The following is a 15,002-nucleotide window of genomic DNA, read 5'->3' as shown; positions in this document are numbered from 1 at the left end:
GCAAGGATTGCCCCCATGGATCGCAACGACCTGCTCGCCCGTATCTCCGTCCCGGAGTCGCTCGCACTGCTGTCGCGCATGGTACAGCATAAGAGCTATTCGAAGACCGAAGGCGAGAGGCAGCTCGCGACGTTCATGGCCGAGCAGATGAGCGAGATCGGCCTGGATGCGGCCGTCGCGCCGTTCGGTGCCGAAGGCCGCGTCAACGCCGTCGGCCGCTGGAACGGCACCGGCGGCGGCAAGAGTCTGCTGTTCAACGGCCATGTCGATACCAATCCGGTGACGGAAGGCTGGACCGTCGACCCCTGGGCAGGGAAGGTGGACGACGACTTCGTCTACGGAATCGGCGTGTCAAACATGAAGGCCGGCGACGCCGCCTATTTCTGTGCGGTCAAGACGCTGATCGAGGCCGGCGTCAAGCTGAGGGGCGACGTCATCCTGACCTATGTGGTCGGCGAGCTGCAGGGTGGGGTCGGCACCTACTCGTTGCTGAAGCAGGGGCTGCGCGCGGACTATTTCATCAATTCTGAGCCAACCGACCTCAAGGCGATGACGATGCATGCCGCGGCATTCATGTTCATCATCGAGCTCGTCGGCAACACGCGGCATCTGTCGAAGCGGGAGGAGGCGGTTGACGCCATCACTGCCGCCTGCGATCTCATTCCGCGTCTCAATGCGATGCGATTCTCCGGCGCGCGTTCGCCGGCACATGAGGCTATCAACCGCGTTCATGTCGGCGTCGTGCACGGCGCGCTCGGTCGCGAGCTGCACGAGTGGCGGACGCCGCAGGTCGCGGATTTCGTCCGCATCAAGGGTTCCGGCCGTTATGCACCAGGGCAGACCGAGCAAGGCGCGCTGGCGGACATGCGGCGCGAGCTCGATGCGCTGGAGGCGCGTTTTCCCGGCCTGAAGGCTCATCTGATGTCGGAGGATCGCGCCGGCGTACCGACCATGCCGCCGTTCGAGGTCGCGCCCGAGAGCGCGATCGTCCGTGCCGTCAACAATGCGTATCGCGTCGTGCGCGGCGCCGCCCAGCCGACGGGCCCGGTGGCGCCCAGCTGCTTCTATGGCACCGATGCTGGCCATCTTTATACCTATGGCGGCATGGAGGGCATCGTCTGCGGGCCGGGCGGCCGCTACAACACGATGCCTGACGAGCGCGTCGACATTCCCGACTATCTCGACATGATCCGCATCTACATGCTGGCGATTCTCGACATCTGCGGCTGATGCCGCGTCAGGCGGCGGCTGTCGCTTGTTCCTGGAACTGTTCGAAGGCCGCGATCGCATCGGCGGCATACATGAGCGACGGTCCGCCGCCCATGTAGATGGCCATGCCGAGCGTTTCCTCGACCTCCTGGCGGGTCGCGCCGAGACGCACAAGCGCGTCGGCATGGAAGCCGATGCAGCCGTCGCAGCGGACGGCAACGCCGATCGCCAGCGCGATCAGCTCCTTGGTCTTCTTGTCGAGGGCGCCGTCGCGACTCGCGGCCTGAGCCAGTGCAGAGAAGCCCTGCATGACCTCAGGGATGTCCTTGCGCAGCGTTCGCAGATTGCCGGAAATGTCCTTGCAGAGCTCGGGGTAGTTCTTGTCCATCATCATCTCCTAGGACATCTTCGTGGTGGGTTTGCCGGGCTCGCGCAGCGCGATGTAGATCGCGGGGATCACGAGCACGGTGAGCAGGGTGGATGAGGCCAGGCCGAACAGCAGCGAGATCGCCAGCCCCTGGAAGATCGGGTCGAGCAGGATCGTCGCCGCACCGATCATCGCCGCGAGCGCCGTCAGCAGGATCGGCTTGAAGCGCACGGCGCCGGCCTCCAGCACGACGTCGCGCAACGTCTTGCCCTCGCCGCCGCTGTGGCGGATGAAGTCGACCAGCAGGATCGAGTTGCGGACGATGATGCCGGCCAGCGCGATGAAGCCGATCATCGACGTCGCCGTGAACGGCGCGCCCAGCAACCAGTGGCCGAGCAGGATGCCGATCAGGGTCAGCGGGATCGGCGTGAGGATCACGAGCGGCAGCCGGAAGCTCTTGAACTGCGCCACGACCAGAACGTAGATGCCGAGGATGGCGGCGCCGAATGCGGCGCCCATGTCGCGGAAGGTCACGTAGGTGATCTCCCATTCGCCATCCCACAGCAGCGTCGGACGGGACTCGTCCTTGGGCTGGCCGTGGAAGCCGATCACGGGCTTCGGCAGCTTGCCCCAGTCATGGGCGTCGATCCGGTCGGCGACCGCGAGCATGCCGTAGAGCGGAGCCTCGAAGCGGCCGGCGAGTTCGGCCATCACCATGTCGGCAAAGCGGCCGTCACGGCGGAAGATCGTCGGCGACCCCTCTTCCATGGTGGCCTTCACGACCTGGCCGAGTTCGACGACGGTCTTGCTGCCAGGCACCGTGTTGGCGGGCACCGGCGTCGATGCCAGGGCCTGGCTCCAGCTCTTGTCGTGCTTCGGCAGACGCACGGCGATCTCGATCGGATTGCGGTCTTCGCCGCGATGCGAGTAGCCGACCGAGACGCCGCCGAACAGCGTCTGGATCGTGTCGTAGACGTCTCGCTGCTCGACACCGAAGAACTCGAGACTGTCCTGGTCGATCGACAGTCGCAGCCGCGGTCGTCGCTGACCGATGGAATCGTCGATGTCGACGATGAAGGGAACGTCGGCGAAGACCTTCTTGAGTTCGGTGGTGACGGCGCGCCGAGTCGCCGCGTCCGGACCGTAGATTTCCGCCAGCAGGGTGGCGAGCACCGGAGGCCCGGGCGGCACTTCGACCACCTTGATGCTGGTGCCGGCCGGCACAGGGATGCTCTTCAGCCGCTGGCGCAGCTCGAGCGCGATGTCGTGGCTCGCGCGCTTGCGGTCGCCGCGCGCGGCGAGATTGACCTGGAGCTCGCCGAGCTCGGGCCGCTCCCGCAGATAGTAGTGCCTCACGAGACCGTTGAAGTTGAACGGCGCCGCCGTGCCGGCATAGCTCTGCACGGTCGTGATCTCCGGCAGCCCATGCGCGATGTCGGCGGCCGCGAACAGCGTGCGCTCGGTATCCTCCAGGCTCGCGCCTTCGGGCAGATCGACCATCACGGCGATCTCCGACTTGTTGTCGAACGGCAGCAGCTTGACGGTGACGGACTTGGTGGCGAACAGCGTCATCGACAGCAAGGTGGCGATACCGACGCCGAGCAGGAAGATCCAGGCGGAGCGCTTGCTGGCGACGATCGGGCGCGCGACGCTTCGGTAGATGCGTCCGAGACGGCCTTCGCCATGCGCGTCATGAGAGCCTGCCGAGGCGCTGGTCGACTTCGGCGCCAGCCGCAGCATCAGCCACGGCGCCACCACCATGGCGACGAAGAACGAGAACAGCATCGCCGCCGAGGCGTTGGCCGGGATCGGCGCCATGTAGGGGCCCATCAGTCCCGACACGAACAGCATCGGCAACAGGGCGGCGACCACGGTCAAGGTCGCGACAACGGTGGGGTTGCCGACTTCGGCGACGGCCTCGATGGTGGCCTGCAGGCGCGGCCGGCCGTCATGCATGCCCCAGTGGCGGGCGATGTTCTCGACCACGACGATGGCGTCGTCGACCAGGATGCCGATCGAGAAGATCAGGGCAAACAGGCTGACACGGTTGATCGTGTAGCCCATCAGATTGGCGGCGAACATCGTCAGCAGGATCGTGGTCGGAATCACCACGAAGGTCACGAGGGCCTCGCGCCAGCCGATGGCGACCGCAATCAGCACGACGATCGAGATCGTGGCGAGGCCGAGATGGAACAGTAGCTCGTTGGCCTTCTCGTTGGCGGTCTCGCCGTAGTCGCGCGTCACCGTGACTGCGACGTCGCTCGGAATGAGACTGGCCTTCAGCCCTTCGAGGCGCTGCGCGATGTCGTGAGACACCACCACGGCATTGGCGCCGGCGCGCTTGGCGAGCGCGAGGCTCACCGCCGGCACCCGGTGCCAATCGCCCTTGTCGTTGCGGGCGTCATCCCAGACGCGATGCTCTGCGAGGTTGGGGCCGATGACGACGGTGGCGACGTCGCGCACATAGACGGGACGACCGTCGCGCGTCGAGATCAGCAGCAGGCCGATGTCCGGGATGCCCGTGAGCGTCTGGCCCGCGGCGACATTGCGCACGATGCCGCCGTCGCGAACGTCTCCGGCCAGGAACGATCGGTTCGCGTCCTTCACCTTGGCGACGAGCTGCTGCAGGGTCACGCCGAACAGCGACAGTTTTTCCGGATCGGGCTCGACCCGGATCTGCTGGGCACCGCCGCCGGAGATATAGGTCAGGCCGATATTGTCGACCTTGGTCAGCTCCGCCCGCAGCTTGTCGGCGAGCTCGTAGAGGTCCTTGTCGGACCAGCGCCCGGCGGCTTCAGGCTTCGGCGACAGTGTCAGCACAGTGACGGCGACGTCGTTGATGCCGCGGCCGACGATCAGCGGCTCGGGAATGCCGACGGGGATGCGGTCGAGGTTGGCGCGTAGCTTCTCGTGGACGCGCAGGATTGCGTCCTCGAACTTGGTCCCCACCAGGAACCGCGCGGTGACCATGACACGGTCGTCCTCGGTCTGGCTGTAGACGTGCTCGACGCCATCGATCGCTTTGACAATGGTCTCCAGCGGCTTGGTCACGAGCTCGACGCCGTCAGGCGCACGCAGGCCGTCGGCGTTGACACGGATGTCGACCATCGGCACGCTGATCTGCGGCTCTTCCTCGCGCGGGATCACGACGACGGCGATGAGGCCGACCACGAGCGCCGCGAGCAGAAACAGCGGCGTCAGCGGCGAGGCGATGGTCGCCTGGGTAAGCTTGCCTGAGAGTCCGAGTTTCACGGCTGCACCAACTGGTCGCCAGCGCGCAGGCCGGACAGGATTTCAAGTCCATCGGGGAGATCGGCGCTCGGCAGAGCGCGGCCGCGCTGCACCGGAACGCTCACCTTCTGCGTCCCTTGCTGCAACTGGACATAATCGATGCCGAACCGTGTTGTGACGTAGCGCTGCGGGATCACGTAGGCATCGCGTTGGCCGCCGGAGATCCAGACCCGGAGCCGGTCGCCGACGAAATACTGGCCGAGACCGGAGACGATCGCGTCGGCCACGACACGGCCTTCCTCGATCTGCGGATAGACCAGGTCGATCACACCCCATTTGTCGGCGCTGTCACCGAACTCGGCGCCGTCGACCCGCACCCTGTCGCCCGCCTTGAGAAAGAGAGCGTGCCGCTCGGGCACGCGCAGTCGCAGCTTGAAGTTCTGCTGCGCCACGGTCACCACGGGATCGCCCGGCAGAACGACCGATCCGACGGCAACGAGCTTTTTCAGCACGCGGCCGTCGTCGGGCGCCAGCACTTGGCCTTCGCTCATCTGCTGGTTGACCACGGCACGCTCGGCGGTCTTGGCCCGCAGCCCGTTCTCGGCGACGTTGAGCGCCGTGCGCGTCTCGTCGAGCTTGATGCGGGGCAGGGTGCCGCGCTCGACGAGGCCCTCGGTGCGTGTGAAGTCGATCTGCGCCTGGTTGGCTTGCGCCTGCAGCGCTTCGATCTGGGCGTCGAGCGATTTGATCTGCAGGGCCAGCTTTTCATCGCCGATCAAGGCGATGGGCTGGCCGCGCTTGACCGGGTCGCCTTCGCGCACCGAAAGCTGCACGATGGTGCCGCCGATGCGGCCGCGGGCAGGGACCACGCTGATGCTCTCCACCGTCGCGAACACCGCCTTCTCGTCGGCGACCTGCCGTGGCGCCACCGTCAGCGTCTCCGCAAGGGCCGGCACCGCCTGCCACGCCATCGCGGCGACCAAGCTCAGGACCGATAATCTGCGCATCAGCCTATTCCTGTCTCTTCTATTGACCTAAATTGGGTAAGGCGAAACATCCGTGGGTGGTACATAAATCCCACCGGGATGCGGGTTCCCACTTGATGCTAGTCAAGTCGGCGGGATCGCGCCGTCATAGTCTCGGCGCAGGTTTCGGCGGCCGCGTTGCGCAATAGACCTGATAGAGGGTCTTCAGGACCTCGCGAGCCGGCTCGCTGGTGATCGAATAGTAGATCGTCTGCCCCTCGCGCCGCGCGGTGACCAGGCCGTCCTTGCGCAGCAGTGCGAGGTGCTGCGAGACGGTCGAGTCACGCAGGCCGAGGAATGCAGCAAGCTCGCCGACAGACCGTTCGTTGTCGACCAGCTGGCAGATGATCAGGAGCCGGTGCCGGTTCGACAGCGCCTTCAAGAGGTCACTGGCCTGGTCGGCCGCCGCTTCCATGATGTCAGCATTAAATTTCATAGTTGCGTATATACAGATATTCGAATATATAGTCAAGGCCAGCTCGTGAGGTCGCGGCTGGGCGAAACAATAACGAAGCAAGGCGATGGAGGACCCAATGGCGGATGTTGTCGTGATCGGAGCGGGGCTGAGCGGCTCCCTGATGGCTTATGAATTGTTGCCCCAGCTGAGAAAGGAGGATCGCGTGACCGTCATCTCGCAGGGGTCCTCCTATCATTTCGTGCCGTCCAACCCATGGGTCGCCGTCGGTTGGCGTAAGCGCGACGAGATCGAGATCGATCTGGTCGACGTCATGCAGCGCAAGGGCATCCGGCTGTTGACGCAGGGCGCCAAGAGGGTGCACGCCGCCGAGAACCAGGTCGAGCTCACGGACGGCGCCATGGTGGCTTACGACTATCTCGTCGTCGCGACCGGTCCCGAGCTCGCCTTCGATGAGATTCCAGGGCTCGGACCGGATGGACATACGCAGTCCGTGTGCCATGTCGACCACGCCGCCCATGCCAAGGCGGCATTCGACAGGCTGGCCGAGAAGCCTGGCCCGGTGATCGTCGGCGCGGTGCAGGGCGCATCCTGCTTCGGACCGGCCTACGAATTCCTGTTCATCCTGGAGACAGAGCTGCGCCGCCGCAAGCTGCGCGACCAGGTGCCGATGACCTTCGTGACATCCGAACCCTATATCGGTCATCTCGGCCTCGACGGTGTTGGTGACACCAAAGGCTTGCTGGAGAGCGAGATGCGCGAGAAGCACATCAAGTGGATCACCAGCGCGCGCGTCACCAAGGTCGAGGACGGCCGCATGTTCGTGGAGGAGATCGCCGACGACGGCTCCGTCCGCAAGACGCATGAGCTGCCGTTCGCCTATTCGATGATGCTGCCGGCATTCCGCGGCGTCGGCGCCGTCAGAGGCATCGACAAGCTGACCAATCCGCGCGGCTTTGTCGTCGTCGACAAGCATCAGCGCAATCCGACCTTCCCCAACGTGTTTGCCATCGGCGTCTGCGTTGCGATCCCGCCGATCGGGCCGACGCCGGTGCCGGTCGGGGTGCCCAAGACGGGTTTCATGATCGAATCGATGGTGACGGCGACGGCCTTGAACATCGGGGCGCTGCTGCGCGGCGAGGAGCCAAAAGCCGAGCCGACCTGGAACGCGATCTGTCTTGCCGATTTCGGCGATTCCGGCGTCGCCTTCCTGGCTCAGCCGCAGATCCCGCCGCGCAACGTCAACTGGTCGTCGAAGGGGGAGTGGGTGCACTACGCCAAGGTCGCCTTCGAGAAGTACTTCCTGCGCAAGATGAGGCGCGGGACGCCCGAGCCGTTCTACGAGAAGTTCCTGCTCGACCGGCTCAACATCGCCAAGATCAAGGAAGTCAGGACCGGGACATGAGCAACGGCTTGCAGATCGTGTGCGGCCATTGCGGGCAGATCAACCGTCTGCCCGCGGACCGGGCGCCGGCGCAGGGGAAATGCGGCAAGTGTCATACGCCGCTGTTCAGCGGCCATCCGATCGAGGTCGACCAGCCCGCGTTCGAGCGACATGTCGCGCATAGCAGTTTGCCGCTGCTCGTCGACGTCTGGGCGCCGTGGTGCGGCCCATGCCGTGCGATGGCGCCAATGTTCGCGCGTGCGGCCCAGGAGCTGGAGCCGCGTGTGCAACTCCTTAAGCTGAACTCGGACGAGGCGCCGGAAGTTTCGGCACGGCTCGGCATCTCCGGAATTCCGACCATGCTGCTGCTGCAGCAGGGTCGGGAGCTGGCGCGGATTTCGGGTGCGATGGACTCGCAACGAATCGTCGCCTGGACACTGTCCGGCCTGCGGCAATAGCCATACGGCCGGACCGGCACTTGCTTGATTACGCTCAAATGCAACCATGAGGGAGTATGTCATGAACGTCGACAAAGCAGTTCTCACCTTCGCAGGGATCGTCGTCCTGCTCAGTCTGGCCCTGGGCTGGTACGTCAGTCCCTATTGGTTCTTGCTGGCGGCCTTTGCTGGCGTGAACATGATCCAGGCCTCGTTCACGGGCTTCTGTCCGGCAGCGATCGTCTTCAAGAAGCTGGGGCTCAAGAGCGGCAACGCGTTCTCCTGAATCGGTCGGAAGGACGGCAAGATGAAGCGAGGATATCATGGCTGACTCGGACGAAACCTACATCGTCGGGCCGCTCTACAAGGCGCGCGAAAAGGTCTATCCGGCGGCCGTGCACGGCCGCTTCCGGCGCATCAAGTGGACGATCCTGTGCATCACGCTCGGCATCTACTACCTGCTGCCCTTCGTCCGCTGGGATCGCGGTCCCGGCATGCCGAACCAGGCGGTGCTGGTCGACTTCCCGCATCGCCGGTTCTACTTCTTCTTCATCGAGTTGTGGCCGCAGGAGGTCTACTACTTCACGGGGCTGTTGATCATCGCGGCGGTCGCCCTGTTCCTGATGAATGCAGTGGCCGGCCGGCTGTGGTGCGGCTACCTCTGTCCGCAGACGGTGTGGACCGACCTGTTCTACGCCGTCGAGCGCTGGGTGGAGGGCGATCGCCGTGAGCGCATCCTCAGCGACAAGCGCGGCTGGACCTTCACCCATATTCGCCAAGCCGCGCTCAAGCACTTCCTCTGGATCATGATCGGCTGGTGGACCGGCGGCGCCTGGGTGCTGTATTTCGACGATGCGCCTACGCTGGTGAAGGATCTGGCCACCTTCCAGGCGCCGTTCATCGCCTATCTCTGGATCGGCATCCTGACGGCGACGACCTACGTGTTCGCCGGCCACGCCCGCGAGCAGGTCTGCATCTACATGTGCCCGTGGCCGCGCATCCAGGCCGCGCTGACCGACGAATGGGCGCTCAACGTCACCTACAAGGGCGACCGCGGCGAGCCGCGCATGTCGGTCAAGAAGGCGGAAGCCGCACGGCTGCAGGGCGCTCCCGCCGGCGACTGCATCGACTGCCACCAATGCGTCAACGTCTGCCCGACCGGCGTCGACATCCGCCACGGCATCCAGCTCGGCTGCATCCAGTGCAGCCTTTGCATCGACGCCTGCGACAGCGTGATGACCCAGATCGGCCGTCCGACCGGCCTGATCGGTTACGACACCGACATCAACGTGCAGCGCCGCAAGGAAGGTAAGCCCGAGATCTACCGGATCATCCGGCCGCGCACGGTCATCTATGCGAGCTTCATCGCGATCGTCGGCGGGATCATGCTGTACTCGCTGGCGACGCGCGGCACGATGGGCATCAACGTGCTGCATGAACGTAACCCGCTGTTCGTGCAGTTGTCGGATGGCGGCGTCCGTAACGACTACACAGTCCGTCTGCTCAACAAGCGCGGCGCGCGCGACTTCGTGCTGGACGTCGTGGGGCTTCCGAACGCCAAGGTGACGGTGGCCGGCGAGACGCGCGAGCAGGACGGTCGCATGGTGATCGATGTCGGCCAGGACCAGACCCGCGAGATCCGCATGTCGATCGAGGCCAAGGGAGCCGACCTTCCCTCCGCGCCGGTGGACATCGAGATCAAGATCACGGATCCGGCGACTGGTACTTCGGTCAGCAAGCGAGATCACTTCGTTCCAGCGACACGATAGAGCAGTGTCGTTCGATCGCCGATCATGAGGCGCCCGCGGCATTCCGTGGGCTTATCGGGACTGATCGAGGGAGGAGCAGTCGCTCCTCCCTCGATTGCTGAGTCCGGTTGTTCCAAATCAATGCCGGCTCGAAGTCGCAAGCAGAGCATTCTCGCGTCAAGGGATCGAAAGCTTTCCTACTGGCGGAGAAAGACAGATGTTCAAGGTCGCAATTCTCATCTGGGTCATGCTGGGCACCGTGCTTGCAGGCAGTGCGGTTACGGCATTGTTGACGGTGCAGGGGCTGGTTGCGAGCCCGATGAAGGACCTCCCGTTGGCGGCGTTGGTCGGATTCGTCGTCGCCATGCCGCTATCCTATCTCGTCGCTGCGAAGATCAGCCGCAATGGTGGGCGTAGCCGAACGGCGTGAGGGCCGCAGCCGGCAGGCATGTGCAGTATCCTCGGAGAGCCTGCTCAAGATCGCCGCCGACGACGGGCCGGATCATCGTGCTGTTCCGGCCTGATCGTCGTGCACGAGCCGCGGGAGCGCCAGTCTGGCGCCGTCCATGAAGAGGTCGATCGCATCACGCACGGTTTGCTCGAGGTCGGATGGAACGGGTGTCTCGTAGATGAACTTTCGGATCGCGAGATAGAAGATGCGTCCGTGCAGTCCCCAGAACATCTCCGTCTCGCGGCTGCCGAGAGGGCAGGTGGCGGCGTCTGGGAGCTGCAATTCATGCCGCAGCTCGATCGCGGCAGGCTCGATGATCTCGCGTCGGACGAGGTCGAGATAGCGACCGGTGATGCCGAACGACTTCATGCCCGAGAACACGAAGATCCGCACCCAATTATATTCGAACACGCGCGCCACATAGTCGAGATAGAAGCCGGTTAGCCGTGCCTTCAGCGGATGGCTGCGATCGCGGATCAGCGGGCCCCAATCCTGCGACCAGCGGCTCAGATAGACCTCCTGATAGACGCGCTCGATGAGGGCTTCCTTGCTGGGGAAGTGCCGGTAGATCACCGAATGCGCGATACCCATGCGCTTCGCGAGCTCCCGCGTCTGGCCTTCGAAGCCGCGCTCGGCGAAAAAGCGGATGGCTTCATCCACGATCACGCGCTCGCGGTCGGCGGCGCGCATATTGCGGCGCCTCGCGCGAGGACGGCCGTCGGTTCTCCGCTGGCCTCCACCAACGCGGCCGTTTGTCTCAGCGTTCGCTGTCTTCGAGGTCTTAGCCATGGTCTCATCGATTGCGGCGACAGCCTGCTTGATACCCGAAAGCTGATTTGTGACCAATCGTTCGTTTCTGGTTGACCGCGCTGCCGCCGCGTGCAACTCTTTTAAGACCAGATGGTCACAAATCTGGGACTCCGGGCTGGCGAGCCCTGGCGGCGAGGAACGGATGAAAGCGAGGGCTTTCAGCTATTTTCGTGCACACACGATCGGCGAGGCGCTCGAAGCTCATGCGGGCGCCGGCGACGATGCACGCTTCATTGCCGGTGGCCAGAGTCTGGTTCCGGCGCTGGCGTTGCGTCTTCAGGCGCCGCGTATTCTGATCGATATCAATCACATTGCAGAGCTGCGCGGCGTCACGCGGGACGGCGAGTGGTTGCGGATCGGCGCCTTGACCCGGCACTGCGAGATGCTGACCGATCCGCTGATCGCCGAGTTTGCGCCGCTGTTGCGCGCCGCAGCGCCGTTCGTTGCGCACCCTGCCATCCGCAATCGCGGGACCTTGGGCGGCAGTGTCGCGCTGGCGGACCCGGCCTCCGAATTTCCGGCGATGGTGCTGGCGCTCGACGCCGAGATCGAGATTGCCGGCACGTCCGGCCGGCGCCGCGTCGAAGCCGATGACTTCTTCACCGACCTTTTTGAGACGGCGATCGCGTCTGGCGAGATCCTCGTCGCAGTTCATGTTCCTCTCTTCAAAGCCGGCCAGCGCATTGCGTTCGATGAACTGGCCCGCCGGCGCGGCGACTATGCATTGGTCGGTTGCGGCCTGCTCGCGACCTGTCAGAGCGATCTGATCGAGCGCATCCGCATTGCGTTCTTCTCGGTCGGCAATGTCCCGACCCGTGCGAGACATGCGGAGGAAGCGCTGACGGGCGGCCGGATCGATGCCGGACGGATTGCGGCTGCCCAGGCTGCGCTTGATGACGATCTCGCGCCTGCTGACAGCGACGATGTTCCGGCGGCGATGCGCCTGCATCTCGCACGCGTTCTGCTCGGCCGGCTGCTGGGACGGATCGGAGATGCCGCATGAGCGCGCTGGTCGACATCGAGGACGACGAGCAGGTCCGCATTCGCCTCATCGTCAACGGCCGCAAGGTGGCTTGTGACGTCGCGCCTCGCGACACGCTGGTGGATTGTCTTCGCCAGCAGCTCGAATTGACCGGCACGCATGCCGGTTGCGAAATGGGCGCCTGCGGCGCCTGCCTGGTTCAGCTCGACGGCGCAGCTGTGCATGGCTGCCTGATGTTTGCCGTGCAGGCCGATGGCGCGCGGATCGATACGATCGAGGGGCTCTCGGAGAGCGGCGTGATCGCCGACCTGCAGGCCGAGTTTCATCGGCGCAATGCGCTGCAATGCGGGTTCTGCACGCCGGGCATGCTGATCACCGCTCATGAGCTGCTGACCCGTGCTGCACGGCCGAGTCGCGAGACCATCCGCGACGCGCTTTCGGGGAATTTCTGCCGCTGCACCGGATATGAAGCGATCGTCGACGCCATCGCCGCGGTGGCTGCGGCGCGGTCGGCAACGGCATCGCAGGACGCGGAGGGCTCGTCGCGATGAGCGCGCCGCTGACCTCGCTGGACCGTCCGAATTCCTATATCGGCCGCTCCGTGCCGCGACCGAATGCGAAGCGGCTGCTCGCCGGACGCGGGCGCTACGTGACCGACATTCGCCTGCCTCGCATGCTGTACGCAGCCTTCCTGCGCAGCCCGTATGCTCATGCACGGATCATCCGCATCGAGGTCGATGCAGCGCGGGCGCTTTCGGGCGTGCATCTGGTTGCGACCGGCGCCGATCTGGCGAAGATCTGCACGCCGTGGACCGGGACGCTCGATCATTTCAAGGGCATGACGTCCGAGCCGCAGCTGCCGCTGCCGGTGGATCGCGTCGTCTGGGCCGGGCAGGCCGTGATTGCCGTCGTCGCCGAGAGCAGGGCGATTGCGGAGGATGCGCTGGAGCTGATCTCGGTCGACTACGAGGAGCTGCCGGCGGTGGTCGATCTCGACGCCGCGCGCCGGCCGGGGATGCCGCTGGTCAATCCGGTTGCGGCGTCCAACATCTGTTTCCGCACGCAGCTCGACAGCGGCAGCGTCGATGAGGCCTTCGCGTCGGCCGCGCATGTGATCGAGGAAGAATTCAGCTTCGGCCGTCATACCCCGGTCACGCTGGAGCCGCGGGCCATCGTCGCGGACTATGATCCCGAGAGCGGCGCGCTGACGGTGCACCACGCCACGCAGACGCCCTACCAGTTCCAGGATCTGTACGCTCGCCACTACGGCATCCCGGAAGCCGGCGTGCGCGTGATCGCGCCCGATATCGGCGGCTCGTTCGGCATGAAGCTGCATGTCTACCACGAGGACATGGCGGTTGTCGGGCTGTCGATCCTGCTCGGGCGCCCGGTCAAATACGTCGCCGACCGCATCGAGTCCTTCGTGTCGGATATTCATGCCCGCGATCACCATGTCCGCGCGCGCATGGCCGTCGACGCCGAGGGCAAGATCCTTGCCATGGACGTCCACGATGCCACGGCGATCGGCGCGTTCTCGACCTATCCGCGCACCAGCGTCGTCGAAGGCAATCAGGTCATCCGCCTGATCGGTGCGCCGTATGACTTCAAGTCCTATCGTGCCGCGCTCGAGGTCGTGTTCCAGAACAAGGTGCAGACCAGCCAGTACCGCGCGGTCGGACATCCCATCGCCTGCGCGGTTACCGAGCGCATGGTGGATCTCGCCGCAAGCCGCGTCGGGATCGACCCGTTTTCCATGCGCGCCAGGAATGTGATCGCCGACAATGCCTATCCGACGGCCTCGCCGAGCGGCTACAGGTTCGAGGCGCTGTCGCACGAGGTCTGCCTGCGGCGGCTGCGCGAGATCATGGACTACGACGCGCTGCGCGCCGAGCAGACCGAGCTGCATCGGCGCGGCATCTATCGCGGCATCGGCATTGCGACCTTCGTCGAGATCACCAACCCGAGCCCTGCGTTCTACGGCGTCGGCGGCGCGCGCATCTCCTCGCAGGATGGCGCGACCGTCAGCCTGACGCCGTCGGGCGAGGTGCGCTGTGCGATCTCCGTGACCGAGCAGGGACAGGGCACCGAGGCGATCATCAGCCAGATCGTCGCCGACCAGCTCGGCCTCGCCCAGGAGCACGTCAAGATCATCACCGGCGATACCGAGGTCACGCCGCATGGTGGTGCGACCTGGGCCTGCCGCGGCGCGGGCATTGGTGGCGAGACGGCACTGCAGGCCGCGCGAAAGCTCAAGGCGAACATTCTGGAGATTGCCGCGCTGGTGCTGCAGGAGCAGCCCGCCGCGCTCGACGTCGTCGACGGCCAGATCGTCAGTGTCGCGACGGGGCAGACGCGTCTGCCGGTCGCCGAGATCGCGCGCATCGCCTATTTCCGGTCCGACACCTTGCCACCGGGCACTCAGGCGCAACTGACGGTCAGCCATCATTTCGCGCCGCAGGGCTATCCCTTTGCCTTCACCAACGGCATTCAGGGCAGCTACCTTGAAGTCGATGTCGAAACCGGCTTCATCAGGCTGCTGAAGCACTATGTCGTCGAGGATTGCGGCCGGATCATCAACCCGATGCTGGTCGACGAGCAGTTGCGCGGTGGTGTCGTGCAGGGTCTTGGCGCTGCGCTGTTCGAGGAGTGCCGTTACGGTGAGACCGGCCAGTTGCTCAACGGGTCGATGGCCGACTATCTGGTGCCGATGGCGTTGGAGATGCCAGACATTACCATCGATCACGTCGAGACGCCGACGGCGGACACCATTCTCGGCGCAAAGGGCTGCGGCGAGGCCGGCACCGCGGCCGCGTCGGCCTGTGTGCTGAATGCGGTCAATGATGCGCTGATGCCCTTCGACGCCTCCATCAACACCATTCCCATCACGCCTGCGCGCGTGCTCAAGGCGCTCAACCGGTTCTAAGAAATACGAATGAGGGAGGA

The 15,002-nt window shown here is 64.9% G+C and carries 14 protein-coding genes; 9 read left to right on the top strand and 5 right to left on the bottom strand.

Annotated elements, in window-relative coordinates; all coding sequences use genetic code 11:
* Positions 1-15 precede the first annotated feature (15 nt).
* Positions 16-1,230: a M20 family metallopeptidase gene (locus QX132_RS02155; RefSeq protein WP_315777427.1), complete on the top strand. Its 1,215-nt coding sequence runs from the start codon at positions 16-18 to the stop codon at positions 1,228-1,230.
* Positions 1,231-1,237: 7 nt separating this feature from the next.
* Here the strand turns inward: QX132_RS02155 and QX132_RS02150 are convergent, their stop codons facing one another.
* From QX132_RS02150 to QX132_RS02135, 4 genes are all read right to left on the bottom strand, one after another.
* A complete protein-coding gene (locus QX132_RS02150; protein ID WP_315739298.1) occupies positions 1,238-1,597 on the bottom strand; it encodes a carboxymuconolactone decarboxylase family protein in 360 nt (119 codons plus the stop codon).
* Positions 1,598-1,606: 9 nt separating this feature from the next.
* Entirely contained in the window at positions 1,607-4,828 is a 3,222-nt protein-coding gene (locus QX132_RS02145; RefSeq protein WP_316159954.1) for an efflux RND transporter permease subunit, read from the bottom strand.
* Entirely contained in the window at positions 4,825-5,814 is a 990-nt protein-coding gene (locus QX132_RS02140; protein WP_315799098.1) for an efflux RND transporter periplasmic adaptor subunit, read from the bottom strand. The genes QX132_RS02145 and QX132_RS02140 overlap by 4 nt, the downstream gene beginning before the upstream one ends.
* 124 nt (positions 5,815-5,938) lie before the next feature.
* A complete protein-coding gene (locus QX132_RS02135) occupies positions 5,939-6,268 on the bottom strand; it encodes a metalloregulator ArsR/SmtB family transcription factor (protein WP_315739301.1) in 330 nt (109 codons plus the stop codon).
* 97 nt (positions 6,269-6,365) lie between these two features.
* On the opposite strand from QX132_RS02135, the gene QX132_RS02130 reads away from it, so the two are divergent.
* The 5 genes from QX132_RS02130 (at position 6,366) to QX132_RS02110 (ending at position 10,246) form a co-directional block, all read left to right on the top strand.
* Positions 6,366-7,652 carry an FAD/NAD(P)-binding oxidoreductase gene (locus QX132_RS02130; protein ID WP_315770992.1) on the top strand — a complete coding sequence of 429 codons (1,287 nt, stop codon included), beginning with the start codon at positions 6,366-6,368 and terminating at the stop codon, positions 7,650-7,652.
* Positions 7,649-8,089 (top strand): thioredoxin TrxC, encoded by a 441-nt coding sequence (gene trxC / locus QX132_RS02125; RefSeq protein ID WP_315739304.1) that lies wholly within the window; start codon positions 7,649-7,651, stop codon positions 8,087-8,089. Before QX132_RS02130 ends, trxC begins: the two co-directional genes overlap by 4 nt.
* Before the next feature lie 61 nt (positions 8,090-8,150).
* Positions 8,151-8,354: a DUF2892 domain-containing protein gene (locus tag QX132_RS02120; RefSeq protein ID WP_315739305.1), complete on the top strand. Its 204-nt coding sequence runs from the start codon at positions 8,151-8,153 to the stop codon at positions 8,352-8,354.
* 37 nt (positions 8,355-8,391) lie between these two features.
* Positions 8,392-9,837 carry a cytochrome c oxidase accessory protein CcoG gene (ccoG, locus tag QX132_RS02115; RefSeq protein WP_315770994.1) on the top strand — a complete coding sequence of 482 codons (1,446 nt, stop codon included), beginning with the start codon at positions 8,392-8,394 and terminating at the stop codon, positions 9,835-9,837.
* 196 nt (positions 9,838-10,033) lie between these two features.
* Complete coding sequence (locus QX132_RS02110) at positions 10,034-10,246, top strand: hypothetical protein (RefSeq protein ID WP_315739307.1); 213 nt, start codon at positions 10,034-10,036, stop codon at positions 10,244-10,246.
* Positions 10,247-10,318: 72 nt separating this feature from the next.
* On the opposite strand, the gene QX132_RS02105 is transcribed toward QX132_RS02110, so the two are convergent.
* Positions 10,319-10,957 carry a TetR/AcrR family transcriptional regulator gene (locus tag QX132_RS02105; protein ID WP_315739308.1) on the bottom strand — a complete coding sequence of 213 codons (639 nt, stop codon included), beginning with the start codon at positions 10,955-10,957 and terminating at the stop codon, positions 10,319-10,321.
* 262 nt (positions 10,958-11,219) lie between these two features.
* Here QX132_RS02105 and QX132_RS02100 point away from each other — a divergent pair, with 262 nt between their 5' ends.
* Genes QX132_RS02100 through QX132_RS02090 form a run of 3 tightly spaced genes read left to right on the top strand, consistent with a single transcriptional unit; the run spans position 11,220 to position 14,982 of the window.
* Positions 11,220-12,080, top strand: a complete 861-nt coding sequence (locus QX132_RS02100) for a xanthine dehydrogenase family protein subunit M (protein ID WP_315799135.1) — start codon at positions 11,220-11,222, stop codon at positions 12,078-12,080.
* On the top strand, positions 12,077-12,610 hold the full coding sequence (locus QX132_RS02095; protein ID WP_315799099.1) for a (2Fe-2S)-binding protein: 534 nt from the start codon (positions 12,077-12,079) through the stop codon (positions 12,608-12,610). The genes QX132_RS02100 and QX132_RS02095 overlap by 4 nt, the downstream gene beginning before the upstream one ends.
* The gene (locus QX132_RS02090; RefSeq protein ID WP_316159953.1) at positions 12,607-14,982 is read left to right on the top strand and encodes a xanthine dehydrogenase family protein molybdopterin-binding subunit; all 2,376 of its coding nucleotides are present in this window, start codon (positions 12,607-12,609) and stop codon (positions 14,980-14,982) included. The genes QX132_RS02095 and QX132_RS02090 overlap by 4 nt, the downstream gene beginning before the upstream one ends.
* The last annotated feature ends 20 nt before the right edge of the window (positions 14,983-15,002 follow it).

This window comes from Bradyrhizobium sp. SZCCHNRI20481, assembly GCF_032485055.1.
In the GTDB taxonomy this organism is placed as follows: Bacteria; Pseudomonadota; Alphaproteobacteria; order Rhizobiales; family Xanthobacteraceae; genus Bradyrhizobium.
Note: the sequence above shows the minus strand (reverse complement) of the source record. Positions and strands in the feature narration are given on the sequence as shown.

Bases quoted from the DNA above. Each gene is read 5' to 3' on its own strand.
- ccoG (WP_315770994.1), top strand. From the start codon at position 8,392: ATGGCTGACTCGGACGAAACCTACATCGTCGGGCCGCTCTACAAGGCG.
- QX132_RS02150 (WP_315739298.1), bottom strand. From the start codon at position 1,597: ATGGACAAGAACTACCCCGAGCTCTGCAAGGACATTTCCGGCAATCTG.
- QX132_RS02110 (WP_315739307.1), top strand. From the start codon at position 10,034: ATGTTCAAGGTCGCAATTCTCATCTGGGTCATGCTGGGCACCGTGCTT.
- QX132_RS02090 (WP_316159953.1), top strand. From the start codon at position 12,607: ATGAGCGCGCCGCTGACCTCGCTGGACCGTCCGAATTCCTATATCGGC.
- QX132_RS02135 (WP_315739301.1), bottom strand. From the start codon at position 6,268: ATGAAATTTAATGCTGACATCATGGAAGCGGCGGCCGACCAGGCCAGT.
- QX132_RS02155 (WP_315777427.1), top strand. From the start codon at position 16: ATGGATCGCAACGACCTGCTCGCCCGTATCTCCGTCCCGGAGTCGCTC.
- QX132_RS02095 (WP_315799099.1), top strand. From the start codon at position 12,077: ATGAGCGCGCTGGTCGACATCGAGGACGACGAGCAGGTCCGCATTCGC.
- QX132_RS02100 (WP_315799135.1), top strand. From the start codon at position 11,220: ATGAAAGCGAGGGCTTTCAGCTATTTTCGTGCACACACGATCGGCGAG.
- QX132_RS02105 (WP_315739308.1), bottom strand. From the start codon at position 10,957: ATGCGCGCCGCCGACCGCGAGCGCGTGATCGTGGATGAAGCCATCCGC.
- QX132_RS02120 (WP_315739305.1), top strand. From the start codon at position 8,151: ATGAACGTCGACAAAGCAGTTCTCACCTTCGCAGGGATCGTCGTCCTG.
- QX132_RS02140 (WP_315799098.1), bottom strand. From the start codon at position 5,814: ATGCGCAGATTATCGGTCCTGAGCTTGGTCGCCGCGATGGCGTGGCAG.
- QX132_RS02130 (WP_315770992.1), top strand. From the start codon at position 6,366: ATGGCGGATGTTGTCGTGATCGGAGCGGGGCTGAGCGGCTCCCTGATG.
- trxC (WP_315739304.1), top strand. From the start codon at position 7,649: ATGAGCAACGGCTTGCAGATCGTGTGCGGCCATTGCGGGCAGATCAAC.